The organism is Hymenobacter swuensis DY53, from assembly GCF_000576555.1.
In the GTDB taxonomy this organism is placed as follows: domain Bacteria; phylum Bacteroidota; class Bacteroidia; order Cytophagales; family Hymenobacteraceae; genus Hymenobacter; species Hymenobacter swuensis.
Genome location: NZ_CP007145.1, coordinates 4,341,682 through 4,366,058, shown reverse-complemented (window position 1 = coordinate 4,366,058; position 24,377 = coordinate 4,341,682). Strand labels below are relative to the sequence as shown.

The window sequence follows — 24,377 nt, the reverse complement described above, 5'->3', positions numbered from 1 at the left end:
CAGTGGGTAATGAATAAGGAGGCAAGCATTGATGACTACACCCGCAGCGTCAGCTCGGCGCGGTAGCGGCCGTTCTGTTCGGTCAGGTGTAGCTCGTGGGCATTCGGGTAGTAGAGGTTGAGGCGCTGGCGGATGTTCCGGAGGCCAATGCCGCCGCTGCGTTTGGGCGAGGCGGCCGGAGCTTCAGGCAGCATATCATTTTCGATGAGAAAGTGCAGACGGCCGGGCGTAGTCGTCAGCGTTGCCTCCACGGTAGCATCATCGGAGAAATGGTGGCGGCCGTGCTTGAAGCTGTTTTCTACCAGCGGCAGTAGCAGCAGCGGTGGTACCTGCATAGCGGCAGCCTCCGGGGCACCCACTGCCCGAAACTCCACCCGCGCTCCGGCATATTTTCGCTGCTCCAGCTCGAAGTAATTCTCCAGAAACGACACCTCCTCGGGCAACGCAATCCGGGCCTTGCCGCTGTCATACAGCACGTAGCGCATCAGTTCCGAGAGCAGCAGAATAAAGCGCGGCGTCTCGGGGGAGCCGGTCAGACTCAGGCCGTAAATGCTGTTGAGCGTGTTGAAGAGAAAGTGCGGCTGCAACTGGGCTTTCAACTGCTCCATTTGCAGGGCCAGGTGGTCTTTTTCCAGGTGGCGGCGGCGGTATTCGTGCTCGAAGGCCACGCGCATAAAAGCCACGCAGCTGAACGTGAGCAAATCGGTGAACAGCAGGCTGAGGTACGGTTGAGTCCGGGTAAGCAGCTGACCAACGGCCGTTGCGTAGCCCGCGTGGTAGTACTCCGCCAGCAGCGGCGGGCTGGCTACGTGCTGAAAGGCGCCGTGAGCCAGCAGCATGTTCAGCTTGATGCCCCACCACAGGTACCCCACCGACCCCACACCCAGCAGCAGGTAGCGCCGCCGGCGCAGCAGGGCCGGCACCAGCCCCCGGTAGTAGGGAAAGATGTAGAGCGTGGCCGCCACGGCAAACAGCATGAGCTGCGGATAAGGAAAGTTGGCGCGGTCAGTAGGCCGTTGGGCAACGGCCTCCATGAACCCATTGTACTTGTACATGCCCACGTACAGTACCCACGCCAGCCCCTCAAACACGAGCGGGAAACGGCTGGGCCGGTCGGGGAGCAGAGTGGGGGAGGGCGTTTGCATGGGGCCAAGTTGGTGGTTTTTCCTGCCGCCTGCCGCATGCCGGCCCCCGGTTTTCGACTAATGGGGGTGTTTTTTTCGACCAAAAATCCGGCCGCCTTGCTTCGTCGCCTCGCGGCCCGCTCTGGTCTAATAAAGCTTCTTTTCGCCTGCCGGGGGCTATTCCTTTGTGTCGTTGCCAGTCGCTGAACGGCTGGCCTTTCTCCCCCGACACCTTTCCTGTTCCTCGTTATGAAAACCCTCTTCCGCTCCCTGCTAGCCGCCACGCTGCTCACTGCTCCTGTTGCCGCTGCCTCGGCCCAGACTGCTCCGGCCGCCGCTTCCGACACTGCCCGCATCACCCTCGACGCCTCAGTAGTGAATGCCGTGAATACCCAGAGCTACTTCCTGTTCCGTCAGGCGGTGCAGCCGCTCATCAAGCAAATGCGCGGCAAAAAAGTAGTAGCCCTGGGCGAAGGCACCCACGGCTCGGCCGAGTTTTACAAGCTGCGCTTCTGGCTCACGCGCATCCTGATGGAAGATGAGGGGTTCAACCAGGTGGCGCTTGAAAACACGTACGCCGACTGTTACCGCCTCAACCAAGCCATGCACTCCGCCACCATCGACGACCTGAAGCCGCTGATGAAAAAGCACCTGCTCAGCATCTGGCAAAACCGTGAAACGGAGGAAATGCTGAACTGGATGCACACCTACAATACGTCCCACCTGCGCAAACTGGAGCTGACCGGTATCGACGGCATGTTTGGCACCACGGCCGCCGAGGTGCTGCGCGAACAGCTGACCACCGCTACGCCCGAGGTAAAGGCCCTTACTGAGCAGCTGGTGCAGCGTACCCAGTACCAGGATAAGGTGTGGGTTGACCTCAACGACCGGAGCATCCCGTTCAAGCGCCCCGAGATGCTAGCCAACGGCTGGGCCGGCTACGAAGCCACCGAGAAGCTGGAAAAGGCCCTGGCCAACCTGAAGCTGACGCAGCGGCAGCGCCCGGTAGTGGCCGGCGCCCTCAAGAACCTGCACCACTACTTCGATACGTTCTACCAGCCTAAGGTAAACAAGCAGGAGTCTTCGCGCGACAGTCTGATGGCCGAAATGACCCGGTTTCTGGTGCGGGATAAAGGCAGCAAAGTCATTGTGTGGGCGCATGATGCGCACGTATCGCGCCGCCTGGCCGTACCCGGCGACAACAACGGCGGCGGCACCGGCAAGTTTCTGGAGCGAATGTTTCCCGGCCAGTACTTTGTGCTGGGCACCACCACGGCCACGGGTACAGTAGCTGCTACCAAGCACCGCTTTATCTCCTCCGTCAGCCCCATGGCTTCTTATCCCCTCGAAGCGCCCGTGGCGGGTTCCTGGGAGGCCAGCCTGCAGGCTCTCACGCCCCCGGTATTTTATTTGAACACCAGCCAGCTGCAGGCGCAGGATGTGCGCCGGGGCCACCGCCTGGTAGGGTACAGTCCCGACAGCGGCAAGGATGCTTACTTTCCCTTCAAGCTCTCCGAAGCCTACGACGCCATGCTGTTTGTGCGCACCACTACGGCTGCTACGCCACTGTAATGCTATACTATTAAGGTGTTCCTATCCGTCTACCCTACATGTATCTGAAAAGCCTCCGGTGTATTATACACCGGAGGCTTTTTGCCTTGCAGACCAGCCCCGCATCACGGCATGATGCCATAGCCCCGCAGTTCCGCATCGATGCGGCGGTTCCAACGGTCCTGGGCCGTCAGGTTGAGGCCACCCTGCGTTTCCTGGTCGTATTGGTCCTGCAGGTGGTTCATTTCGGTGAAGGATTTCAGGTACTGCCAGCCCAGAATGCTCTGGTAATCCCGCACCGTGAGGCTGTCGGGCGTGGCCTTGCGCCGGAACCGCTCGGCCACCAGCCGCACGATATCGAAGTGGCGCTGCTCGTGGTTGAGGTTGATGGGGTTCTGCTGCCCGGGCGCTACCCAGGAAGAGCTGCGTACCACGAATATTTTCAGGCGGACATCCAACGCTACCACGCCGTTTACTACCTGCGGGCGGCCCTGGTAGGCAAACCCCGGAAACACGGCCGCCGCGTACCGGCCTTTCGGGCGCGGCTGACCCGTAAAATCATTCCAGGTGAGCGGCCGGGCCGGGTCGTAGAACAGTGTATCGGGCTCCGTTTGGCGGGTTTCATACCGAAAAACCGGTTGCACAGCCGAGGCCAGACGTACATCGTGCGGCAGGGCCTGCGTGAGCCATTGGTTGAAATACGTAAAGCCGCTCAGCAACGCCTGCCGCAACGTCGGCTCCACCACTGCCCGGTTGGTGAGGGGCCGCAGGTACCGCGCCCCACCCCGGTATTCAGTCAGCGTAATTGTCTGACCTTCCGAGTTACGCCAGTCGAAGGCCAGCCGTACCGTCACCTGCCCGGCTACCTGCCGGCTGGCCCCTGGCATTTCCTGCACCCTGCATTCCAGCACCCGCACCGTCACGGCGTAGCGGGCTGCCTGCCGGGGCAAACTACGCGCCACAAACTGCCGTAGGGCCGCTTCGGTGCCACCCTGCAGCTCCAGCGGTTGAGGTGTTGCGCCAGCCGTGGCGGTTGCAGGCAGCAGCCATGCTACTGCCGGCCGGCCCGGTCGCGCATCACGCAGGCTGGTCACGGTGAAAAGAACCGGGGAAAAGGTCAGCGCGCCTGGTTGCAGCACCAGTGGCTTCTCAGTGGGCGGCGGCCCGAAAACCGGGTTTGCGTCAACCAGCAGCAACCGGAGCTGATTCCAGTGGAAAAGAAGGGAAAAAAGAAGAGCAAGCATCTAACAGGTAGACACTTGCTCTGCGCTGCTCGTTCCGGAGTGCCCAAAAGCCGGGGGAAATACCCGCTGCCCAACTTCTGGGAAGGGAGAAATCTACTTGCCCATGCGCTGTCGGCGGTATTCGGTGGGACTCTGGCCGGTGAATTTGCGGAAGGTTTTGTTGAAGTGCGAGAGGTTGTTGAAGCCGCAGGCATAGCACACTTCGGTCACGGCCAAGTCGTCATCCAGCAGCAGGCGGCAGGCTTGGCCCACGCGGTATTCCTGCAGGAAATCGGTGAGGGTGTGGCGGGTCATCTTCTTGAAGTAGCGGCAGAACGCCGGCACCGAGAGGTAGGCCACATCGGCTACTTCCTGCACCGAGAGGGTGGCGCGCTGGTAGTTCTGCTCCACAAACTGGTACACCCGGCTCAGCCGCTGCTGCTCCTTCCCGCTCAGGCCCTGTCCGCCGGTGCCCGCGTGCAGGGGCTGAATATCGGTGGTGGGGGCCTGCGCCAGCTCCTGCAATACCTGCAGCAGCAGCAGCAGGCGCATGAACGGCGGTGCCGACAGCAGCTGCCGCAACGCCGGCCCTACGGCCGTACGCGTGGTGCCCCCGAAGGACAGGCCCTCGTGGGAGCGGGCCAACAACTGCCGGATGGCCGCCATTTCAGGCCGGTCCCAGAAGTCGGTGCCCAAAAAGTCGCCGCGCAGCTGCACCACAATTTCCTCAAACGGAGTGCCCACCGGCTGACCATAGCTAAAGGTCAGGTGGGGCAGGTCGGGGCCGATAAGGACCAGCTCTCCTTCCTCAAAGCGGGAAATGTGCTGGCCGATGTGGCGGCGGCCGTGGCCCTGCGGAATGTACACCAGCTCGTACTCAGGATGATAGTGCCAGAGCAGCTCGGCTTTGCTGACTTCGGTGTAGTGCAGGAGCGTAAACGAGCTGTCAACAGTGGGATGAATGGGCTCAAATTGTAATTTCACGGCGCGGTAATGCCTCAGTGGCTTGGGTGGGAACGTGAAGTTAATGCATTTGATCAATAAGGCACCAAAAATGGCGAACCGAGCGGTAGTAATCTGCGTATTCCATGCGGACCTTTGATATACTAAACGTGCTGCCCCAATGAAAACGCTCTATCCTTACCTGCTGGCCCTGACTTTATTAGTGCTGCTGGTGGTTGGCTCACACTTCGCGCAGGCCCGTCCGGCCGTGGCTGAGCCCGAAGCGGTAGACGTGCGCAGCACCCGGGTAGCCCGCTACTTGGCGGCTTCGCTGGAGCTTTCCCGTAAGCAGCAAAAGGCTGTTTCACGCAGCACCCGGCAGTATTTTCAGCAGCTGGCCACGTTGGGAGAAACCACGGAGCGCCCCGGTATGGTAGCCTCTGCCACAGAGGCCCGCCTGCTGCCAAGCCCGGCAGCCCTAAAAGCTGCTGATACGTACGAGCAGGAGTTGGCCCGCATTTTTACGCCGGGTCAGTATAACGCATATAGCTGGCTTATCCGCCAGCCCGGAACCGGCCGTTAGGCCTGTTTTTCGGAACAGACATCCAGCGGCTTTGGGTGGGAATTTTAGCCGCTGGCCGTTTCCCGGGCGCTTTTAGCACTCGGTAAACGCAAAAGAGGTTGAGGCTGTGGGAGCTTCAGCCTCTTTTTTTTGTTCCGGTACGTATGATAGGGCGCGTCTCCCGCCCATTTCCTCTATACTAGGGGTTCCAAGTTGTACTTTATGCGCCTTTTTCTGCTTGGTTGCTTGCTGCTGTTCGCCCTTGGGGCGCAGGCTCAGCAACCCGACACGGCCCGTGCGGCCCGCCAGATTGACCTTTCCAATGTAGATGTAGCCCCGGCCGCCGTGGATATATCGGGCTGGCTGCTGCTGGATAAGGACATCCAGACAGAGTTGGAAGGGGCGGTGAACAACATCTACAACTTCAAGCATGATAAGGCCGAGCGGCAGTTTCGCAGCCTGCGCCGCCGCTACCCCAGCCACCCGATGCCCTACTTTCTGCTGGGCCTGACGACGTGGTGGAAAATCATGCCCAGCAATATCACCAACGAGCAGTACGACAAGGTGTTCCTGGCCTACATGGATACGGCCATCACCAAGGGAGAAAGGCTGTATAAGGCGGACAACAGGAATTACGAGGCCTGTTTTTTCCTGTCGGCAGCGTACGGGTTTTCGGCCCGCCTGAATGCCGAGCGGCACAACTGGCGTAAGGCCACCTTCGCCAGCAAAAACGCGCTGGAGTACCTGGAAAAGAGTAAGGAAGCCAACGGCCTCAGCCCGGAGTTCCTGTTCGGACAGGCCCTGATCAACTACTACTCGCCCTGGATTTCGGAGAACTACCCGCTGCTGAAACCAGTGCTGCTGTTCTTTCCGCGCGGTAATAAGCAGCTGGGGTTAAACCAGTTGCGGGGCGTATCGGCCAACGGTTTTTATACCGGCACGGAGGCGAAGGTGTTCCTGATGAAAATTCTGCAGAACCAGGAAAACAAACCCACCGAAGCCCTGCCGCTAGCCCAGGCCATGGCCACTACCTACCCCGATAACGGCTATTTCCAGCGCTTCTACGCCCTGATGAGCTACCAGGTAGGCGACCTGCGCGAGTGTGAGCGGGTGAGCCGGGATATTCTGGATAAGATTAACCGGGGCCTGCCAGGCTACGAGGCCATCAGTGGCCGGTACGCCACGTTCTTTCTGGGCAGCCTGATGCAGAACCAGTACAAGGACCTCGACAAAGCCCAGGAATACTACCAGCGGTGCGTGGTATTTGCTGAAACCACCAACGATACCAAGCAGGGTTTCTACCTCTATGCTCTGCTGAATATGGCGCGCATTGCCGATAAGCAGAAGCGGCCGGCCGATGCCGTGCGTTATTATAAAGAGGTACAGGAGAAGGCCGAGCGCAAATCGGAAGCGTACAACGAGGCGCGGGCGTATCTGAAAAAGCAGAGAAAGTAGTCCCGAATTTAGACTGCCCGAAAATTGGCAGGGAAAACTGGTGGATTGGTAGGAGAGAAGATCTGGTTTCGTCGGAGATAGGCCAGAAAGGCTGTGTACAGGGAATCGGCGGCGGCTGATAATCTCGTATCTTAAGGTACAACTTGCCCTCCGATTTTCACGCACCTACGGCCATGGACAAAACTGCTACCCCTCGGCTTATCATCCGCTATAATTACCGCCTGGGCCTACTACGCCTGTGGCGGCGCGAACTGCAGGACGCGCTCCAACTCCCTGACGTACTGGAGGTAATGCTGGCGGCCATTGTCCGCTACAAGGCTCGTCAGTTGATATTGAATCTGCAAAAGCTACCGCCCCTTAGCCTGGTGCTGCAAGAATGGCTGCAAACCAACTGGCTGCCCCGGCTGCGTCTGTCGGGCATCCAGCGGCTGGCGGTGCTGCTGCCCGCCGACGTGTACAATATGATGGTGGTAGAAGGCCTGTTGTGGACTTCCACCCGTCGCGCGCTGCCTTATGAGGTGCAGTATTTCACGGAAACGGCCGCCGCGCTGGACTGGCTGTCCGATGCTGAACTGCCGTCCTCGGAGCAGGACTGGATGCAGTGCGGCCGGGCACCCCGGCTACTACGGGCCCGCCGGAAACGGCCGCTTTCCCAGCGCCCAAGCTCCGTGGTATCCTGATCAAAAAAGCCGTGAAGGTTACGTTAGGGCCCGCTGAATACATGTTTCAGTGGGCCCTAACGTAACCTTCATAACGGAAGCCACTACTGCTGCTCGTTGAATACGGTGTCAATGGCCAGGCCGGCCGCGAGGAGCAGCGCGCTGGAAGCCGGCTGCTGTTCACCCATGTCGTGGATGGAAATCAGGTAGTTGTCGGCGGTGGTAAAGAGCTCCCGCCCCAGGCCCGCCCATTTTTTAGTTACCACGCCAAGTTCCTGCCCCGAGGCACTGACAAAGGAAAAGTCCCAGCTTTTCCAGCTGCCTTTCACTTCGGCAATCTGCTCATCCTGCATATTGAACACGTAGAAGCCACCATTAAGGGTGAAGAGCTTGCTTTTAAAGTAGCCAATGCGCTGCTCCTGAGCATCTACCACATGCACGGTGGCGCGCAGGAACGTCCAGCCCCGCTCAATCCGGAACAACGGGGCCGATTCGGGCTGTTCCCGGACGGCAATGGTCACAGGCAGATTCCGCTTTTTGACCAGCAGGCGTAACCACACGGCCCAGGAGGGCGTTACCTCGGTGGCGTATCCAATCTGGGTCTGCGTTTCGGGGTCGAGAATGTCGTACGTGTCCTTGAGTTTGAACACGCCCGCGTGTTCCCGGATAAAGTAAGCGCGCCGGTTAAGCATCGTTTGGAAGGAAAGGAGTGAAGAAGGAGCCGGCAAGCTACTGTTTTACCCGCAAGCTGAACACTGCACCCACCTATCTTCCTGGATATAGTTACGGCCGGCCGTTCAGGGCGGTCTGAGGCTTGCGGCGGGTTGCTTCGCGCAGCAACGTTTGGGTATGGGCCAGCAGCGTGAGGCTGCCAGCAGGACCGTGGGCAGGCACTACCACCCGGGCGTTGCGGTAACGAGCCGCCAGAGTGCGTAGCACAATGGACCATTGCTTCAGGTTTGGCTCTGGTGAGGAGCCGAGCGAAGCGGTAGCCTGCTCCCGGACCAGCTCGCCCCCAAACAGCACCTTGCGGCGCGGCAGCCAGACAACCAGGTTATCGGGCGCAAAGCCGGCTCCCGGAAAAAACAGCTCTACCCGTGTCCGGCCCGCCCGAACGACGGTATAGGGTTTCAGCGCAGCCGTTGGGCCCTCTGCCGCCGGATTCCGGCTCCGCCACCGCCGGGCCGTGAGCGGGCTGCTGTACACCCGCACATGATTTTCGCGCAACACCACGAGTCCGCCGGGTGTAGCGGCTCCGGCATGTGTAACAATGGCTAGCCGCACCCGCTGGTGCAAGCTGTCGGCCACCCAGCGCAGCAGCAGCCGGGTTTGCTCGGTGGGCCAGGCCGTGTCAATCAGCAAAATGCCCTTTGTGGTGCGAATGATGAGGCCGTTGGTTGCCACCGGCAGCGCCGCCCCATTTGGGCGGGAGTACAGGGTGGGCACGAAGATATCGGGGGCTACGGGCCGGACGCGCAGCAGAGGCGGCGAGGAAGAAGCAGCGGAACCGGCAAGAGGAGCCAGCAGGTTACCTGCGAACAGGAAAAGGAAAACGGCCAGATGGGGCCGCAAGGCAGTAAAGGGTACTCGGAACATCGAAAAAGACAAAGACAAGCTCCCCTAACGTTGGGCTTGTCTCAAAAAGTGCCCCGCTCAGCGCGGCGTCCGATCCAGAATCTGTTGTACATGATGCTCCAGGTGCATGGCGTAATCCTCAATTAGCCAGCCCAACGTAACGGAATAGCCGTTTTCGAACTCGCAACGGTATGTGTGGGCGGTAGCTGGTACCTGCCCGATCAGGCGGATAAGCTGGCGGTTGTAAGTGGTCCAGAGGTTCAGCAGATCCACCGGGGGGGAGAATTGATAGCCGCTGCATCGGACCCAGTCGTCTTGGTCGTACGGGATAATGAGCAGGGGCTCGGGCCGGGTGAGAGCTAGCACGAAGCGCCGGTGGTTATTGGCGGCCGAGTCGATCAGGTGCCCCAGAATTTCCTTGCGTGACCATTTTCCCGGCGCGGGCGGCACGCTCAGTTCTGCCGCCGAAAACGTGGGCAGCTCATGATTCAGCAGTTCCAGCAACTCATACAAACGACGGCAAACCTGTTGCATAGCAGATAGATGAGTAGGCGGCGAGTAGTGGGTCCGGCGCGTGCGGCGCAGTTGCTGAACCGAACAATTGCGTAAAGATGCGGGTATGTGATTGGAACTCTGCGGGAGTTCATTGACTTTTATTCACTTTTCTCGTTCTGGCTCCGGCCGCTGCTCTCATGGTTTCTCCCGATACTACTAGTGCTCCCGCTCCCGCCCGCCCGGCAAACGTAGCTGAGCTGTTTGCTCGTCAGCAGGCTCGTGCCGAAGCGTTGCGCCGCGAAGCCGTGGACTCGCGGGCGGCCCGCCTGCGCAAGCTCAGTGCCTGGATTACCGATAACCGCGCCGCCATCCAGCAGGCGTTGTATGCCGATTTCCGTAAGCCCGCCGCCGAAACCGACGTCACCGAAATCTGGTCCTCCCAAACCGAGTTGAAGCATACGTTGCGCCACCTGAAGGAGTGGGCCGCCCCCCGCAAAGTGGGTACTCCGCTGGCTCTGGTGGGCACGCGCGGTTGGGTGCAAACCGAGCCAAAAGGCGTCTGCCTGATCATCGCGCCCTGGAATTATCCGTTTTATCTGGCCGTTGACCCACTGATTTCGGCCCTGGCCGCCGGTAATTGCGTCATCATCAAGCCCTCAGAAATGACTCCTACTGTGGCCGCTCTGCTCAGCCGCATGTGTCAGGAACTCTTCGACCCGGCCGAAGTAACGGTGGTGGAAGGAGACAAAGCCGTGGCCACCGAGCTGCTGGCGTTGCCCTTCGACCATATCTTTTTCACCGGCAGTCCGCAGGTGGGTAAGGTGGTGATGCGCGCCGCCGCCGAGCACCTGACCAGCGTCACGCTGGAGTTGGGGGGCAAAAGCCCCGCCGTAGTAGATGACACTGCCGACCTGCGCGACGCGGCCGAGAAAATCGTGTGGGGCAAGGGCATTAACGCCGGCCAGACCTGCGTGGCCCCCGATTACGTGCTGGTACACGAGCGGGTGTGCGACGAGCTGGTGGAGGAAATCCGGCAGGTTATCGGCCGGTTTTATGCCCCCGGTGGGGAGCCCGTGGCCGCCTCCGCCTCCTTTGCCCGCATCGTGAACGACTACCACTTTCAGCGGCTGGAAAGCCTGCTGGCCGATGCGCAGCAAAGCGGCGCTACCGTGGCCGTAGGTGGCATTACCGATGCGGCCCAGCGTTTCCTGGAGCCTACTGTACTGCTCAACGCGCCCCTGGAAAGCCGGGTGATGCAGGAGGAAATCTTTGGGCCGCTGCTGCCTATCCGCACCTTCCGTAACCTCATGGAAGCTACTGATGAGGTGAACTCCCGCCCCCGGCCGCTGGCCCTGTACGTGTTTAGCCAAAGCGCGGAAAACCAGCGGTACTTGCTCCAGAACATTCCGGCCGGTGGCGCCTGCGTCAACGAAACCATCCTGCACCTGGGCCACCCCGACCTACCCTTCGGCGGCTTCGGCAACAGCGGCCTGGGCCGGGCCCACGGCCACGCCGGCTTCTTGGCCTTCAGCAATGAAAAATCTGTGCTCCGGCAGCGCGTCGGCCGCACCGCCCTCAAGCCCATCTACCCACCCTACACCCCGCAGGTGAAAAAGATGGTGAACTGGCTGGTGAAGTGGATGTGAGGTGAGATAGTGAGTTTGACGGTCAAGTGGCGCGGATGGCGCAAACAGACCGTCAAACTCACCATTTCACTATCTCGCCTTTTCGTATGCATGCCGAGTATGTCGGGGAAAATACCGAACTTTTAGGGCCGGCTTTCCCCACCGCCGGTTTCGTTCCTGATTCCCGCCCGGTTATGCAGTTCACCGAAGCCCAGCGCGTTACCCTGCGCGCCCTCGCCGATACATTTATTCCTATGTTGCCTCCGCCTGCTCCGGCCGCTGATCCGGTGTACTGGGGTCGTCGGGGTTCGGAAGGAGTTGATCTGGGCAAAATGGCCGCCGCATTATCGGAGCAGCCGGCCGGGGCGCAACAGGAGTTCCTGCAACTGCTGAAACTGCTCGATTCGCCCGCCCTGGGCCTGACGTGGTTTGGGGCACTGCGGCCGTTTGCCCGCCTGGAGCCGGAGCAGCGGGAAAAGCTGCTGCAAAGCTGGGCGGTGTCGGCGGTTCCGCAGTTCCGGAAAGGATTTCAGGCCCTGCGCAAGCTGTGTGTGTTTCTCTACTACGGCGGCTCCACCCCCGAGCAGGGGCAGTTTGTGTGGGAGTACATCGGCTACCCTGGCCCACAGGCTACGGATGAGCCGGTAGCAGCAGAAAAGCCGCTGCACGTACTCCGCCCGACGCAGGATGTGCAATACGACTGCGACGTGCTGGTAGTTGGCAGCGGCGCGGGTGGCGGGGTGGTAGCTGGGGAGCTGGCCGCTGCCGGACACGAGGTGCTGGTGCTGGAAAAAGGCCCGTATTTCCACGGCTCCGATTTCTCGCAGCGGGAAGTGGATATGCTGGGCGCGCTGTACGATGCCCGGGGCACGCTCAGCACCCAGGATGGCGGCGTGGCCCTGCTGGCCGGCTCTTGCTTAGGCGGCGGCACCACCGTCAACTGGGCCGGGGCCTTCCGCACCCCCGATTACGTGCTGCGCGAGTGGGCCCAGGAGCACCAGGTGCCGCACTTCACTTCGGCTGCCTTCCGCGAAAGTCTGGACGCGGTGAGCCGGGTGCTGAGTGTGAACATCGACTATGTGCGTCACAACGGCCAGAACCAGGCGCTGCTGGATGGCTCACGACGGCTGGGCCAGGAGGTAAAGCTGATTCCGCGCAACGAGCGACACCACACCGAGTCGGAGCAGCAGTTTCAGGGACTGGGTTACAGCTGCTTCGGGGACCGGTACGGGGTGAAGCAGGGCACGCTCAACACGTATCTGCAAACGGCCTTCGACCACGGCGCGCGCCTGCTTTGCGATACCCGGGTGGAACGCGTGACCATTTCCCAGGGCCATGCCACCGGGGCCGAGGCCGTGTATACCGCACCCGATGGCCGCCGGCTGCGCGTGACGGTGCGGGCGCGCCGGGTGGTGGTGGCCGGGGGCTCGGTGCAGACGCCGGCTCTGCTGCTGCGCAGCGGTTTGCGGCATCCGCACCTAGGTCGCCACCTGCATCTGCACCCTACAGTGGTGGTTTCGGGCCTGTATCAGCAGCGCATGGACCCCTGGCACGGCCCTATGATGTCGGTGGTGAATGATGGGTGTACGATGCTCGACGGTACGAACTTCGGAGCCAAGATTGAAACCCCACCCGCTCACCCCGGCCTGATGAGCATGGTACTGCCCTGGTGCTCGGGCCGCCAGCACAAGGAGCTAATGGCCCAGGCGGCCCACTTGGGCTCCTTCATTGTCCTGACCCGGGACCGGGACGGGGGCCGCGTGACGGTGGACAAGCACGGTACGGCCCTGATCGACTACGCGCTGAGCGACTTCGACCGCGCCCACCTGCTGGAAGGCGTGCGGGCGGCGGCAACCATTCATGCGGCAGCCGGGGCCCACACTGTGCTGCTGCCCCACGGTACCCTGCCCATGCTGCGCGCTGAAAACGGTATGCTCCTCAATCCGGAAGTGCTGAGCGGCCTGCCGCAGTTGAGCTGGAAAGCCAACGAGTTCGGGCTCTACAGCGCCCACCAGATGAGTTCCTGCCGCATGGGCGGCGACGCGGCCACGCATCCCACCAGCCCCACCGGTGAGTTATACGAAGTCAAAAACCTGTTCGTGGCCGATGCCTCGGCGTTTCCGGCGTGCAGTGGCGTGAATCCTATGCTCACCATCATGGCCCTGGCGCATCATACGGCCCAGCACCTGAAAAATAGCGTGCCGGCCGGAACAGGTATGAGAGCGGCGGTAAACTAAGCTGGGCCGTGTACCCGTTGGCCGGGTTTTCGCGTAGGGAGAAGCACACTCCTTTTTCTTCCCCTATGCTTACCTCCCGCTTACCCCTGGCCGTGCTGCTGGCGGCCAGTCTGCTGGCCGGTTGCGCCCGCCGCAACAAGGCTAATATTCCGGTAGCTTCCACCGCCACACCGGCTCCTGTGGTAGCTCCCACCGCCGCCCGTGACCTGACCGACGTGCTGACTGAAGAACTCAACCTCACCACCGAGCAGCGGACCAAAGTGCGAGCCGTGTTCACCAGCACCACCGAGCAGGCCAACAGCGCCAAACAGCGTTTGGGTACCAACCGGCCGGCTTTGCTGGCGGAGCTCAAACGCATCAATGCGTCCTCGGAGCAGGAGTTGAAAGGCATTCTGACGCCGGCCCAGTACCAGCAGCTCAAAACCAAGCAGCGCCAGGTACAGGCCCAAATGCAGGCCCGTAAGGCCGGCGGCGAAAAGTAGCATCTGCGGAGCGCGGCTCCGTTCCTGATGTATCCGCTTTGATTCCCTTTCTTTCCTCCTTCCTCCCCTCCATGCGCCACCAGGCCTACACGCTCCACTTCAACCCCAAACTCAGCCTCAACGAAGCCGGCAAACACGTCCGCGACGGGCTTTCCACGGTGCTGCGCACCGGCGACAACCTGTGGGTGAGTTGCGACGAGCGCACGTCCATTGAGCGGCTGCGCCTCACTGGCCCCCACGAGTTCGGGGAGCATTGCCGCTACCAACTGGCCGACCTGCTTGACCTCACCAACGAGGCCGAGGACGTGGAAATAGATATTGAAGGCTTGGGGGAGTGTGACCATTACCTCTGGATTATCGGCTCACACAGCCTCAAACGCAAGCAGCCCAAACCCGACGATGAGGACGTGGCGAAGCAGATTGCGAAGCTGGCTAAGGTAGAAGAGGAACCCAGCCGCTACCTGCTGGCCCGTGTGCCCTTGCTGCTAAACGCCAAAACCGGCGACTACGAGCTGCACAAGGAAGCCCCGCACCCTATCCATGCAGACCAGACGCTCCGGGCCGCCCAACTGCGGAGCACCAATACGTCCAACGATCTGCTCGATCTGCTGGCCCAAGACCCGCACCTGAAACCATTCATGCAGATTCCGGGCAAGGACAACGGGTTCGATATTGAGGGCTTGGCCGTAGCACCCGATGGCCGGCTGTTCATCGGGCTGCGCGGACCGGTGTTGCGCGGCTGGGCCGTGGTGCTGGAAGTGCTGCCCCGCGAAGACAAGCACGGTCGCCTGCGCCTGGATGAAGTGCCCGGGGCCACCGAGAAGTTTTACAAAAAGCATTTCCTCGATCTGGGCGGTATGGGACTACGGGAGCTACGCCAGCAGGGCTCCGACCTGCTGCTGCTGGCCGGCCCCACCATGGACCTCGACGGCACCATTGCCGTGTACCGCTGGCCCGAGGCCCTGAGCTGCCCCCAGGACAGCCTCATCGGCCCCGATAAGCTTCAGCGGCTGTTTGATGTGCCCCACGGTAGCGGCCCTACCGCCGGCCAGGACAAAGCCGAAGGCATGGCCCTGCTCGATGAAACCCACGTATTGCTGGTGTTCGACAGCCCGACTGATGCCCGTAAACCAGCCCCGCACCAAGTAACTGCCGATGCCGTACGGCTACCAGCCCCGGCTGCCGCTTCGGACCGGTAGGCCTACCTTGCGGCCTGTTTCAAGTATTTGCCTGCTTTTCTACTTATGGCCGCTCCCCTCGTAAAAACTCCCGAAACCCTGCACCGCGTCCGTTTTCAGGACTGCGACATGCTGGGTCACCTCAACAACGCCCGCTACCTCGACTACTTTCTGAACGCCCGCGAGGAGCATACCATCCAGCACTATGCCCTCAACCTCGGCGAGCTAGCCCGCGAGTCGAAAGCAGCCTGGGTGATTACCAAGCACCAGTTGGCCTATCTGCGGCCCGCCAACCACGCCGAGCAGGTCCGGATTCGTACGCAGCTCATTCACTTCGACAACTCCAACTTAGTGGTGGAGATGCAGATGCTGAGTGAGGACGGCCTGCGCCTGAAAGCCGTGCTGTGGTCGGAAATGGCCTTCGTGAAGGTGCCCGCCGGTACCCGCACCGAGCACTCCGATGAGCTGATGGATATGCTGGAAGAACTGGACGTGGAGGATATCAGCTACGATGCCGACGGCTTCGATGAGCGGGTGCGCAGCCTGCGCAAAACACTCAAGCGCGAGCGGCACGAGCAGGACTAATCCGGCCGGAAAGCCAAAATCCTGCGTCAACTGTTCGATGCCGCAACCGTTAAAGCAAAGCCGGCCGCGTCCTGCGTGGTCGGCTTTTTAGCACCTGTTCCTTTCCAATCCAAACACCCGAACCCATGAGCATTTTTGGCAGCGACGCCCTGAAAGGCAAAAAAATAGCCATTGTAGCCACCGACGGCTTCGAACAGTCGGAACTCGAAAAACCCAAGAAATACCTGGAAGGCGAAGGCGCCGAAACCCACGTCATTTCCCTGAAAAGTGGCTCCATCAAGGGCTGGGACGAAAAGGACTGGGGTGACAAAGTAGATGTAGATAAAGTAATCGGCGACGTGAAAGTAGCTGACTATGATGCTCTGGTGCTGCCCGGCGGTCAGATGAATCCCGACGTACTGCGCACCGAACCTGCGGTAGTGAGCTTCGTAAGCGAGTTTGTGCGCTCCGGCAAACCCGTAGCCGCCATCTGCCACGGCCCTTGGGTATTGGTGGAAGCCGATGCCGTGCGCGGCAAGCAAATCACCAGCTGGCCCAGCCTGAAAACTGACGTGAAAAACGCTGGTGGCCACTGGGTTGATGAAACGGTGGTTGTTGATGGTAACCTCATCACCAGCCGCAACCCTCAGGATATTCCCAACTTCAACGAAAAGATCAAGGAAGTCCTGATAGGTAAAAAATAAGTCCTCGGCGGCCATCCTCCGGTGCCACTGGCAGAAACGCCCCACCGACCTTAGTTGTCGGCGGGGCGTTTTTTTATGGGCGGCCCAGCGGGTTAAGTAGTAAGAAGTGCGTACTGAGTAGTTGGATTTCTGCCGAGCGTCTGACTATCAAATTTCGTCTCACTACTCAATACCCGTGTTTCACCATCTAGATGCCCAGGGCCAGCAGCTGGGCCGCGTAACGGTGATACACAAGGTAAAAGCTCAGGTCAAACAGCAGCAGAAATCCGCCCTGCAGCAACACTGAGTGGCCGTAGCCGACCATGCGCTCGGGCCGCTCGGCGGTAGCGGCCCGGCTCTGCAGCCACCGCCCAATGGCCAAGTAGCCCACATCGAGTCCGGCATTGAGCAGCAGGACGTTTTCAAAGTGCGACTGAGCCGCCAGGCTTTCCGGGAGCGTGAGGCCCACCACTTGTTGCGGGTGTGCCTGTAGCAGCCCCCACACGGCTATAAGCGTATTCACTACATTCCAGGCCACGTTCATCAGGTGGAAATGGTGCGGCGCCGTGCGCGCATCGGTGCGGGCTACGTGGTAGCCGCTGACTACCAGATTCAGCAGAGCCCAAGCGCCCAATACGGCCATACCGCGCTCCGCTAGCAGTTCGCGGGCGTGATTGATAAGGTTGAGGGCAGGCGTGGCAGGCATAACGTAGCGAGTGGAGAAAGCACAAAAAAAGGAAGTCCCGCAGGACTTCCTTTTTCAAACCAAGTGGCCGTGAGGTTAGTTGGAAATTCCCAATCCTACATACACCTGGAACATGCCATTTTTGATGTTATTGATAGACTGCGCTGCCGTGGTGGAAGGGTCCTTGATGATATCGGCGAAGCCGGCCGTGTAACGGCCACCCACGCGGGCCGGGCCTACGCGAGCCTCCAGGCCAGCCGCCAAGCCGTAGTCGAGGCTATTGTAGCTGTAGCCGTGGATGTTGTTTTCATCAGCAATTTTTCGCTCCCGGTCTCCTTCTTTTACTTTCGTGAGCAAAGAAACCTGCGGGCCTACATGCAGGCTCACGTTATCCAGGAAGTTGTAGACCAGCAGCACCGGTACCTGCACGTAATCGAGGCGGGTGGTGTAAGTGCCCTGAGCCGGGTTTACCGTGTTGCTACCCTTGAACCCCTGACGGCTGTACAGTACTTCGGGCTGAAGTGAGAACTTGTCATTGAAGCCGAACTGGGCGTACACCCCGGCGTGGAAGGTATTGTAAATGCCTTCGTTGCCGAAGTTCTTCTTGTCGTCGCCCCGGAAGTTGGAGGCCGTGAAGCCGCCCTTTACACCGAAGCCGTTATTACGGGAATCGGACGTGCCGGGGGAGTAGTCAGCAGAGGAGCGGACGCCGCTGGGGCCATCGGTCTGGGCCATTGCCGTGGTGCTCAGGGCGCAACCGGCCAATAGGAGTGCAAGGTGTTTCATAAGGGTGGTAACGGTGAAATCGGGGAGGAAAAGCCGCTCACAGCGTGCGTGGAGCGGTCAGTGTAAGCGGCTATACTTGCCCGCGCTCAGAAGGTTACAGGGGGCTTTAGGGAAAGGCAGAAATTTTATACGTAGGGTAAAAGGATAATCAATCCCGGAAACTTACCTTTGGCCCTTTACGGCCGCCGCCAGCCGGTTTTGTGCAGGGGTGTTAGCTCAGTTGGTTCAGAGCACTACCTCGACAAGGTAGGGGTCATCGGTTCGAGCCCGATACGCCCCACCAGCAAAACCACCCGAATCCGAAGATAACCGCCCGTATTCCGGCGGTTATTTTTGTGTAAGCCAGCCGCACAAAAGCAGGCTGCGTAGGTTTGGAGCCTATGCTCTCTATTGCCTGGGCTCCGCTCTATGCCCACTCACTGCCCGCCAACCACCGGTTTCCCATGCTTAAGTACGAGCTGCTGCCTGAGCAGCTGCTGCGCGAAGGTGTGGTACCCGAAAGCGCCTTCTTCCGGCCCGAATCACCCCCAACAGCGGATATTTTGCGCGTGCATTGCCCTGAGTACTACCACCGCCTGCAAACCGGCCAGCTGACCCGCCACGAGGAACGGGCTACCGGTTTTCCGTGGAGCCCTGAGTTGATGGCCCGTGAAACTGCTATTCTGGGCGGCACGCTGGAGTGCGCCCGTCGGGCCCTCACGGACGGTGTGGCCCTGAATATTGCGGGCGGTACGCACCACGCCTTCCGGGACCGGGGCGAAGGATTCTGCCTGCTCAATGACCAAGCCGCCGCTGCTGCCTACCTGCTGGCCCGCCCCGACCTGGGAGTACGCCGGGTGCTCATCGTAGATCTGGATGTGCACCAAGGCAACGGCACGGCCGCTATTTTCGGGCACGAGCCGCGCGTGTTCACTTTCAGCATGCACGGGGCGCGCAACTATCCGCACCGCAAGGAGAAATCGGACCTCGACCTAGCCCTGCCCGACGGCACCGATGATACGACTTACCTAACGCTGCTGCGCAACACGCTGCCCCGCCTGCTGGACGAGCACCAGCCCGACTTTGTGTTTTATCTGAGCGGGGTGGATGTACTGGCTACCGACAAGCTGGGTCACCTTAGCCTCAGCCGGGAGGGCTGCCGCCAGCGCGACGCCTACGTGCTGGGCCTCTGCCATCAGCACCGTCTGCCAGTGGTGGTGTGCATGGGCGGCGGCTACTCTCCGCGCATCGCCGACATCGTGGATGCCCACGCCAATACCTTTCGCATTGCGGCCGATTTGTGGTAAGACGGTGAAACAGTGAAGTGGTGAGATGGTGAGTTTGACGTTCTGTTTGCACCATTTACGCAGATTGCACATCAAACTCACCATCTGACCACTTCACTATTTCACCGTAACCAGCTGCCACCTGAAGGCCCAGCGCCAGCGCAGGCTGTACCTCCGGATACCGGCGTGGTGCAGTAGCTGCTGCCAGTCGGGGCGGGTGAAGGCGCGGGCTACCGAGAGGGGCGCATCGTGACGCACGAGGCGGGAGCCGTTCAGCAGCCAAGTCAGCCACCGGATGCTGTGGTAGGCGAGCGGGTGGCGGTGCAAATCATTCACGATGACAGCCAGGCCGGCCTGCCGGTGCCACTGAGCCAGCATGGGGGCCAGCTGTGCATCGGGGAAGTGATGGCAGAACAGGCTGGCCGTCAGAATGTCGAACGACTGCCGCTGAAACTCCGGGGAAAAGATATCAGCCTGCTGAAAGCTGATTTCGGGATAGTCCCGGCATTTCGTCCGGGCATACTCCAGCATGAACGCATTGGCATCAACTCCCACCAGTTCCACCGCTACCCCGTGCCGCCGGGCCCAGCGCGCAATCTGGCGCAGGGTGTCGCCACCGCCGCTGCCTACGTCGGCGAGCCGAAGCGGGCGGCCGGGCGGGAACTGCGGCCGGAGCCGGGCCAGGGCATTCAACACCGGGGCATAGCCGCCCAGCCAGGTGTTGATGGTTTCCAGCTCATCCAGATTCTGCCGAAGCTCTTCCGAAGCCAGTGTCAGGTCATCCATCAACTCCTCCTGCGTAGAACGGATGCGAAAGTCAGGCATGCGCGGCCACATTTTCTACCTTCACCTCATTCTGCTCATTTTCCGCATCCTCATACGCCACCGTCAAGAGCATGGACTCCAGCGTGAGGCCGGGGCCGAATGCGAAGCTGAGCACGGGTGCACCCGCATCGGCTGGGGTGAGGGTGCGCAGCAGCTCCCGCAGCACAAACAGCACCGTAGCCGACGACATATTGCCGTAGTCGCGCAGTACCTGGTAGGCAAAGCGGTTGTCGTAGGCGGTCAGCCCCAAGGCTTGCTCAATGGATTCCAGAATTTTCCGGCCCCCGGGATGAATGGCAAACGCATGGATATCCGCCAGCTGAACCGGCAAATCGGCCAACAGGCGTTGGGTAAGCTGCCCGATGCCCTGCTGAATCATGCGCGGCACGTAGGAGGAAAGCGTCATCTCAAACCCAAAATCATTGATGTGCCAGGCCATATCGGCATGCCCATCGGGCTCCAGGTCGCAGTGGAAAGCCGTGAGGGCCAGACTGGGACCAGTAACCGCCGGCCGGTCCTGTACCAGCACCGCCGCCGAGCCATCACCGAACAAGGCGTTGGAAATCAGATGGTCGTCTTCGGGGCTTTTCTGGAAATGCAGCGTACACAGCTCAGTACACACCACCAGCACCCGGGCCCCGGGGGTTGCCCGGCAAAAAGCATCCGCCAGCTTCAGGCCATTGAGCGCAGCATAGCAGCCCATGAAGTTCACGCAGGTGCGCTGCACATGGCTCGGCAGCCCCAGGGCCGCTACCAGCTCAAGATCCAGACCCGGAGCATACATACCAGTGCAGCTGACGGTAATCAGGTGAGTGATGGAACGTACTTCTACCTCGGGCAGCTGCTCCAGACAGGCGCGTACAGCCTGCACCGACAAGGGCAACGCGTGCCGGCGGTACTCGGCCATGCGCTGCCCCACTGATGGGAACGGCTCCAGGCCCGGAGTATTCGGGAAAAACTCAAACTCGCCGTTGGCGCGGGCATAATCGGGGAGGACGGTGTGGCGATGCGCAATACCCGACACCCGGTACAAAGCGCGGAGCTTGCGGGTGCCACCCTCATCCAGTTCCAAGGCATTGGCCATGAAATCGGCAATCTGCAGCTGCGGAATACGGTGGGGCGGGTTGGCCGTGCCAATGGCACACAGGTAACTACTCATCAGCGCAGTTTACGTAAAAAAGGGAGGGGAGGGGTTACAGGTTTTCGGGCGTGTTCGGGGTAAAGATTCGGGCCTTCCGGTGCTGGCAGCTAGAATTCTGTGCCATGTGTCTGCCGCATGAGGCTGCGTACGGCCGCCGGCCACAGGCGCAAACCGTTAACGGCCAGCTCGCTCAGCAGCGGCTGCCCGAACAGCTGCTGCACTGCCCGCCCCACCTGCAAACGTCGGCCAAAGTGCTGGTGCCAGTCGGCAGTATACGTCGCTTCAAGGGCCGGGCGGGTTATGTTGCCCTGCAAAAACTGGTGGATGCGGGCGGCTGCCAGACTGGCCGCATGTATAGCCATGGCCATACCATTGCCACACAACGGCGTGATAAGGCCGGCGGCATCCCCACCCAGCAGCATGTGCTGCTCCACGCAGGATTTGGGCGCAAAGGAAATTTCGTTGATGACTTCTGGCTGCGGGTACAGCACTTCGGCCGTGGTCAGGAGGTGGTGCAACCGGGGGTTGCGGGCCAGCACTGTTGCTTCCAGCTGCGGAATGGTGCCGTGGGACTTCAGGTTCTGGCGGGTAGTGAGGTAGCAAAAGCAGTACTTGTCCTCCTCAATAGCCGAAATTCCCGCGTAGCCATCGGCAAAGTTGTGCAACGCAATGAGGTTGCGCGGCATGCTGGGGTAGCGCACATGGTACTTCACTCCGATGTAAGGCGACCTTCGGGTAAAAAACGGCCGTTTCAGCTGCCGGTCCAGGGAGCTGCGCTTACCGTAGGTGCCCAGCACCACGCGGGCCGGCAAGGCACGGCCGTCGGCCAGTACTACTTGGTGCTGGTTGGTAGCCATTTCGAATTGCACATCCGTAGCAGTAGCCTGTTGCAGTACCGTTACGCCCGCTTGCTGGGCCAGCCGACACAGAAACGCATCAAGCCGGTACCGGCTCACGCCAAAACCACCCAGGTCGAGCGGTGCAGTGAGCAGCCGACCAGCCGGGGAACTGACTTGGAATTCCGTAATACGAGCAGGCTGCAGCGCGGCCGGATCGGCCCCCAAGCGGTGCAGGTAGGGCAGCACCTCGTTGGAAACATATTCGCCGCACACCCGATGGAACGGGTAGCACTGCCGCTCCACCAGCGTAACGGCGTGGCCGCGCTGGCGCAAATCCAGCGCTGCACACAACCCTCCTAACCCTCCGCCAATAATGACAACGTCCAACTTATTTTAACGGCTAAAAAGGTGAGTAAGAAGAGAAAGTAAGTTCTTTTATCGAAGTTCTGTTATATTCTGGTGGTCAAGCCAAAAGCAATAGTATTTTTGCAAACCTAAATGACTGTCCGACGTTACTGATATTCCGCCCGGACACATTTGCTCCCACTCAATTTATACTATGATGCAACGCCTACGCATTTTCTCTTTATTGGTACTGCTGGCGGCCGGGCTGCGTAGCAGCATGTCGCCGGCTGAGGCGCAGCCGATGGCTGTCCGGCCGGTTACTGCGCCTCGCCCTGCCGGGGAGGAAAAAGCCCTGTTAGTGTATCCCAATCCCAGCACCGGCATCGTGCATATTGCCATTAACGGGTTTGAGGGACGCAAGCTAGAACTGCGGGTGCTGAACGTCATTGGGACGGTTATGTACCGCGAAACGCTGACGGAACTCAACGACCGGTACACCCGCACCTTGGATCTGAGCAAATTTGCCAACGGGCTCTATTATATCAAACTGGAATCAGATACTTCAAGTGAGATGCGCAAACTGGTTATTCGGTAACCGTAGCTTCTGCACTTCCGATAGAAAAAGAGCCGCCCGCAAGCGGCTCTTTTTTATGCTTTAATAAAACCGCGCAGAAGCCGCCAGTAGCATTGTGCATACTATACCATGGTCCCGATGCTTTCCGGCAGAAATACAAAAAGTGCTTTTGCCAGGGCAAAAGCACTTTTTGTACGTGGAGCAGAAAGAATATTAGCGGTTGTTGCGGGCACGTACCGGAATCGGCTGGAGGGCAGATTTCAGGTTGCTTACCGTATCGAGAGCCAGCAGAGCAGTAGCCAGGGCAATTCCGAAGAAAATCAGCAGGGTCATACAAAAACAATTAAAAAGAGAAGCTGCCTCACAACGACACCATCCGTCAAGGTAGTATCTGCCCGGGCAGCTGTACTTTTCTATAACCGCAAGAACCCCGCCGAAGTTGCAGCATAATTATGTGCTTTTACACAAGTTATCTACCACGTAGGCCGCATCGGCCGCTGCTCCGCCCATAAGTGCTGAGCGGCGGTTATGCAGCCACGGTAATCCCAAGAACGCCAGGCCGGCAACCGGGCTGAGACCTCGCTCATGTACTGGCTCACCGGTAGCGGAAAGTACCCCGGGTACCTGCAGCCACGCATACGCCGGCCCGAAACCCGTGGCCCACACCACGGCCTCCAGCGGGGGCGTAGCTGCCCGCCGGCCCTGCAGGCCCGCCAGCGCCGTTACGGCCAGCGCCCGCCCAATAAACTGCACGTTCGGAAACTGCCGCAGCCGGTGCAGGTCGCCGCTTACCACGGGCTCGGACTGTCGGCGCATGTAGCGTCCCAGCCAAGTGTTGCGGCCTGCTTCCAGTATACCGGTAGCCAGTAGAAAAAGCCACATGGCCGCGTTATTGGGGGCCGCCGGCGTTTTGTCATCAAAAGCCACCAGCACTGGCCGGCCGGTAGCGGCAAGGTCGGCGGCAATTTGCAGAGCCGAGTTGCCGCTGCCTGCCACAGCTACCGGCCCGGTCCCGGGTAATTGCGTCGGGCGCTGGTACTGGCTGCTGTGCAGCTGCATAACCGCTTCCGGCAGCTGCGTTGCAAAAGCCGGAACGCGCGGGGCAGTGTAGGGCCCGGTGCAGACAATAACCCGGCGGGCCATGTACTGCCGGCCCGCTGCCGTGCAAACCAGGTAACCGGTGGGGGCGGGCTGCACCAGTGTTACGCGCTGGCCGGTTTCAACGGGTAGGGCAAAGTGGCCAGCGTAGTGCTGCAGGTAGGCTGCCGCTTCGTCTTTGGTTGGGTAGCGGTTGGCCGACCCGGGCCAGGGCAGCCCCGGCAGGGCGCTGGCCCAGGTCGGCGAAAACAGTCGCAACGAATCGTAGCGCGCGGCCCAAATGTGCCCCACGGTCGGCTGGGCCTCCAACACTACAAAGGAGGCCCCGCGTTGCCGGAGGTAATAGGCCGCCGCCAACCCAGCCTGCCCGGCTCCGATGATCAGCGTATCAACGGCCAGCGGGGAGCTGGCAGAAGCAGGGAAGTTGGTAGCAAACATGATGCACAGGTACGCGCCGCTTCACA

The 24,377-nt window shown here is 60.5% G+C and carries 24 protein-coding genes and 1 tRNA gene; 13 read left to right on the top strand and 12 right to left on the bottom strand.

Annotated features, from left to right (window positions below; translation table 11 throughout):
* Window positions 1–35 precede the first annotated feature (35 nt).
* Entirely contained in the window at window positions 36–1,145 is a 1,110-nt protein-coding gene (locus HSW_RS23185; RefSeq protein ID WP_081768520.1) for a sensor histidine kinase, read from the bottom strand.
* 228 nt (window positions 1,146–1,373) lie between these two features.
* On the opposite strand from HSW_RS23185, the gene HSW_RS20055 reads away from it, so the two are divergent.
* The gene (locus HSW_RS20055) at window positions 1,374–2,696 is read left to right on the top strand and encodes an erythromycin esterase family protein (RefSeq protein ID WP_044003490.1); all 1,323 of its coding nucleotides are present in this window, start codon (window positions 1,374–1,376) and stop codon (window positions 2,694–2,696) included.
* Window positions 2,697–2,800: 104 nt separating this feature from the next.
* On the opposite strand, the gene HSW_RS20050 is transcribed toward HSW_RS20055, so the two are convergent.
* Window positions 2,801–3,919: a hypothetical protein gene (locus HSW_RS20050; protein WP_071883148.1), complete on the bottom strand. Its 1,119-nt coding sequence runs from the start codon at window positions 3,917–3,919 to the stop codon at window positions 2,801–2,803.
* A gap of 93 nt (window positions 3,920–4,012) precedes the next feature.
* Window positions 4,013–4,882 carry an AraC family transcriptional regulator gene (locus HSW_RS20045; protein ID WP_044005248.1) on the bottom strand — a complete coding sequence of 290 codons (870 nt, stop codon included), beginning with the start codon at window positions 4,880–4,882 and terminating at the stop codon, window positions 4,013–4,015.
* Between the two features lie 139 nt (window positions 4,883–5,021).
* Here HSW_RS20045 and HSW_RS20040 point away from each other — a divergent pair, with 139 nt between their 5' ends.
* From HSW_RS20040 to HSW_RS20030, 3 genes are all read left to right on the top strand, one after another.
* Window positions 5,022–5,423, top strand: coding sequence for a hypothetical protein (locus tag HSW_RS20040; protein ID WP_044003486.1), 402 nt, complete (start codon window positions 5,022–5,024; stop codon window positions 5,421–5,423).
* A gap of 201 nt (window positions 5,424–5,624) precedes the next feature.
* The gene (locus tag HSW_RS20035) at window positions 5,625–6,857 is read left to right on the top strand and encodes a tetratricopeptide repeat protein (RefSeq protein ID WP_044003484.1); all 1,233 of its coding nucleotides are present in this window, start codon (window positions 5,625–5,627) and stop codon (window positions 6,855–6,857) included.
* 143 nt (window positions 6,858–7,000) lie between these two features.
* Window positions 7,001–7,537 carry a hypothetical protein gene (locus HSW_RS20030; RefSeq protein WP_155833076.1) on the top strand — a complete coding sequence of 179 codons (537 nt, stop codon included), beginning with the start codon at window positions 7,001–7,003 and terminating at the stop codon, window positions 7,535–7,537.
* 83 nt (window positions 7,538–7,620) lie between these two features.
* On the opposite strand, the gene HSW_RS20025 is transcribed toward HSW_RS20030, so the two are convergent.
* The 3 genes from HSW_RS20025 to HSW_RS20015 form a co-directional block, all read right to left on the bottom strand.
* Window positions 7,621–8,208: a phospholipid scramblase-related protein gene (locus HSW_RS20025; protein ID WP_044003481.1), complete on the bottom strand. Its 588-nt coding sequence runs from the start codon at window positions 8,206–8,208 to the stop codon at window positions 7,621–7,623.
* A gap of 91 nt (window positions 8,209–8,299) precedes the next feature.
* Window positions 8,300–9,112, bottom strand: coding sequence for an MBL fold metallo-hydrolase (locus tag HSW_RS20020; RefSeq protein WP_052346669.1), 813 nt, complete (start codon window positions 9,110–9,112; stop codon window positions 8,300–8,302).
* Window positions 9,113–9,169: 57 nt separating this feature from the next.
* Entirely contained in the window at window positions 9,170–9,625 is a 456-nt protein-coding gene (locus HSW_RS20015; RefSeq protein WP_044003480.1) for a DinB family protein, read from the bottom strand.
* Between the two features lie 158 nt (window positions 9,626–9,783).
* On the opposite strand from HSW_RS20015, the gene HSW_RS20010 reads away from it, so the two are divergent.
* From HSW_RS20010 to HSW_RS19985, 6 genes are all read left to right on the top strand, one after another.
* Complete coding sequence (locus HSW_RS20010) at window positions 9,784–11,232, top strand: aldehyde dehydrogenase family protein (RefSeq protein WP_044003478.1); 1,449 nt, start codon at window positions 9,784–9,786, stop codon at window positions 11,230–11,232.
* Window positions 11,233–11,405: 173 nt separating this feature from the next.
* Window positions 11,406–13,448 carry an FAD-dependent oxidoreductase gene (locus HSW_RS20005; RefSeq protein WP_231501326.1) on the top strand — a complete coding sequence of 681 codons (2,043 nt, stop codon included), beginning with the start codon at window positions 11,406–11,408 and terminating at the stop codon, window positions 13,446–13,448.
* A gap of 65 nt (window positions 13,449–13,513) precedes the next feature.
* Complete coding sequence (locus HSW_RS20000; RefSeq protein ID WP_044003477.1) at window positions 13,514–13,930, top strand: hypothetical protein; 417 nt, start codon at window positions 13,514–13,516, stop codon at window positions 13,928–13,930.
* Window positions 13,931–14,001: 71 nt separating this feature from the next.
* Window positions 14,002–15,129 (top strand): DUF3616 domain-containing protein, encoded by a 1,128-nt coding sequence (locus tag HSW_RS19995; RefSeq protein WP_044003476.1) that lies wholly within the window; start codon window positions 14,002–14,004, stop codon window positions 15,127–15,129.
* 45 nt (window positions 15,130–15,174) lie between these two features.
* The gene (locus HSW_RS19990) at window positions 15,175–15,693 is read left to right on the top strand and encodes an acyl-CoA thioesterase (RefSeq protein ID WP_044003475.1); all 519 of its coding nucleotides are present in this window, start codon (window positions 15,175–15,177) and stop codon (window positions 15,691–15,693) included.
* Between the two features lie 125 nt (window positions 15,694–15,818).
* Complete coding sequence (locus HSW_RS19985) at window positions 15,819–16,376, top strand: type 1 glutamine amidotransferase domain-containing protein (RefSeq protein WP_044003473.1); 558 nt, start codon at window positions 15,819–15,821, stop codon at window positions 16,374–16,376.
* 187 nt (window positions 16,377–16,563) lie between these two features.
* Here HSW_RS19985 and HSW_RS19980 read toward each other — a convergent pair whose 3' ends face one another.
* Complete coding sequence (locus HSW_RS19980) at window positions 16,564–17,061, bottom strand: DUF6992 family protein (protein ID WP_052346666.1); 498 nt, start codon at window positions 17,059–17,061, stop codon at window positions 16,564–16,566.
* A gap of 75 nt (window positions 17,062–17,136) precedes the next feature.
* Entirely contained in the window at window positions 17,137–17,826 is a 690-nt protein-coding gene (locus HSW_RS19975) for a porin family protein (protein ID WP_052346665.1), read from the bottom strand.
* 205 nt (window positions 17,827–18,031) lie between these two features.
* On the opposite strand from HSW_RS19975, the gene HSW_RS19970 reads away from it, so the two are divergent.
* A tRNA-Val gene (locus tag HSW_RS19970) sits at window positions 18,032–18,109 on the top strand.
* A 97-nt stretch (window positions 18,110–18,206) separates the two neighbouring features.
* Window positions 18,207–19,112: a histone deacetylase family protein gene (locus tag HSW_RS19965; RefSeq protein ID WP_044005240.1), complete on the top strand. Its 906-nt coding sequence runs from the start codon at window positions 18,207–18,209 to the stop codon at window positions 19,110–19,112.
* A 96-nt stretch (window positions 19,113–19,208) separates the two neighbouring features.
* Here HSW_RS19965 and HSW_RS19960 read toward each other — a convergent pair whose 3' ends face one another.
* The 3 genes from HSW_RS19960 to HSW_RS19950 form a co-directional block, all read right to left on the bottom strand.
* On the bottom strand, window positions 19,209–19,916 hold the full coding sequence (locus HSW_RS19960; protein ID WP_044005239.1) for a methyltransferase domain-containing protein: 708 nt from the start codon (window positions 19,914–19,916) through the stop codon (window positions 19,209–19,211).
* Window positions 19,909–21,075 (bottom strand): type III polyketide synthase, encoded by a 1,167-nt coding sequence (locus tag HSW_RS19955; protein ID WP_044003471.1) that lies wholly within the window; start codon window positions 21,073–21,075, stop codon window positions 19,909–19,911. The genes HSW_RS19960 and HSW_RS19955 overlap by 8 nt, the downstream gene beginning before the upstream one ends.
* Window positions 21,076–21,164: 89 nt before the next feature.
* Window positions 21,165–22,283, bottom strand: a complete 1,119-nt coding sequence (locus HSW_RS19950; protein ID WP_044003469.1) for an NAD(P)/FAD-dependent oxidoreductase — start codon at window positions 22,281–22,283, stop codon at window positions 21,165–21,167.
* Between the two features lie 172 nt (window positions 22,284–22,455).
* Between HSW_RS19950 and HSW_RS19945 the strand changes: the two genes are divergently transcribed.
* The gene (locus HSW_RS19945) at window positions 22,456–22,836 is read left to right on the top strand and encodes a T9SS type A sorting domain-containing protein (protein ID WP_081768518.1); all 381 of its coding nucleotides are present in this window, start codon (window positions 22,456–22,458) and stop codon (window positions 22,834–22,836) included.
* Between the two features lie 429 nt (window positions 22,837–23,265).
* On the opposite strand, the gene HSW_RS19940 is transcribed toward HSW_RS19945, so the two are convergent.
* Window positions 23,266–24,351, bottom strand: coding sequence for a flavin-containing monooxygenase (locus tag HSW_RS19940; protein ID WP_052346663.1), 1,086 nt, complete (start codon window positions 24,349–24,351; stop codon window positions 23,266–23,268).
* Between the last annotated feature and the right edge of the window lie 26 nt (window positions 24,352–24,377).

What these genes read in the sequence shown, in the direction of transcription:
- HSW_RS23185 (WP_081768520.1), bottom strand. Translation starts at nt 1,145, where the DNA reads ATGCAAACGCCCTCCCCCACTCTGCTCCCCGACCGGCCCAGCCGTTTC.
- HSW_RS20055 (WP_044003490.1), top strand. Translation starts at nt 1,374, where the DNA reads ATGAAAACCCTCTTCCGCTCCCTGCTAGCCGCCACGCTGCTCACTGCT.
- HSW_RS20050 (WP_071883148.1), bottom strand. Translation starts at nt 3,919, where the DNA reads ATGCTTGCTCTTCTTTTTTCCCTTCTTTTCCACTGGAATCAGCTCCGG.
- HSW_RS20040 (WP_044003486.1), top strand. Translation starts at nt 5,022, where the DNA reads ATGAAAACGCTCTATCCTTACCTGCTGGCCCTGACTTTATTAGTGCTG.
- HSW_RS20035 (WP_044003484.1), top strand. Translation starts at nt 5,625, where the DNA reads ATGCGCCTTTTTCTGCTTGGTTGCTTGCTGCTGTTCGCCCTTGGGGCG.
- HSW_RS20025 (WP_044003481.1), bottom strand. Translation starts at nt 8,208, where the DNA reads ATGCTTAACCGGCGCGCTTACTTTATCCGGGAACACGCGGGCGTGTTC.
- HSW_RS20020 (WP_052346669.1), bottom strand. Translation starts at nt 9,112, where the DNA reads ATGTTCCGAGTACCCTTTACTGCCTTGCGGCCCCATCTGGCCGTTTTC.
- HSW_RS20015 (WP_044003480.1), bottom strand. Translation starts at nt 9,625, where the DNA reads ATGCAACAGGTTTGCCGTCGTTTGTATGAGTTGCTGGAACTGCTGAAT.
- HSW_RS20010 (WP_044003478.1), top strand. Translation starts at nt 9,784, where the DNA reads ATGGTTTCTCCCGATACTACTAGTGCTCCCGCTCCCGCCCGCCCGGCA.
- HSW_RS20005 (WP_231501326.1), top strand. Translation starts at nt 11,406, where the DNA reads ATGCAGTTCACCGAAGCCCAGCGCGTTACCCTGCGCGCCCTCGCCGAT.
- HSW_RS20000 (WP_044003477.1), top strand. Translation starts at nt 13,514, where the DNA reads ATGCTTACCTCCCGCTTACCCCTGGCCGTGCTGCTGGCGGCCAGTCTG.
- HSW_RS19995 (WP_044003476.1), top strand. Translation starts at nt 14,002, where the DNA reads ATGCGCCACCAGGCCTACACGCTCCACTTCAACCCCAAACTCAGCCTC.
- HSW_RS19990 (WP_044003475.1), top strand. Translation starts at nt 15,175, where the DNA reads ATGGCCGCTCCCCTCGTAAAAACTCCCGAAACCCTGCACCGCGTCCGT.
- HSW_RS19985 (WP_044003473.1), top strand. Translation starts at nt 15,819, where the DNA reads ATGAGCATTTTTGGCAGCGACGCCCTGAAAGGCAAAAAAATAGCCATT.
- HSW_RS19980 (WP_052346666.1), bottom strand. Translation starts at nt 17,061, where the DNA reads ATGCCTGCCACGCCTGCCCTCAACCTTATCAATCACGCCCGCGAACTG.
- HSW_RS19975 (WP_052346665.1), bottom strand. Translation starts at nt 17,826, where the DNA reads ATGAAACACCTTGCACTCCTATTGGCCGGTTGCGCCCTGAGCACCACG.
- HSW_RS19965 (WP_044005240.1), top strand. Translation starts at nt 18,207, where the DNA reads ATGCTCTCTATTGCCTGGGCTCCGCTCTATGCCCACTCACTGCCCGCC.
- HSW_RS19960 (WP_044005239.1), bottom strand. Translation starts at nt 19,916, where the DNA reads ATGCCTGACTTTCGCATCCGTTCTACGCAGGAGGAGTTGATGGATGAC.
- HSW_RS19955 (WP_044003471.1), bottom strand. Translation starts at nt 21,075, where the DNA reads ATGAGTAGTTACCTGTGTGCCATTGGCACGGCCAACCCGCCCCACCGT.
- HSW_RS19945 (WP_081768518.1), top strand. Translation starts at nt 22,456, where the DNA reads ATGATGCAACGCCTACGCATTTTCTCTTTATTGGTACTGCTGGCGGCC.
- HSW_RS19940 (WP_052346663.1), bottom strand. Translation starts at nt 24,351, where the DNA reads ATGTTTGCTACCAACTTCCCTGCTTCTGCCAGCTCCCCGCTGGCCGTT.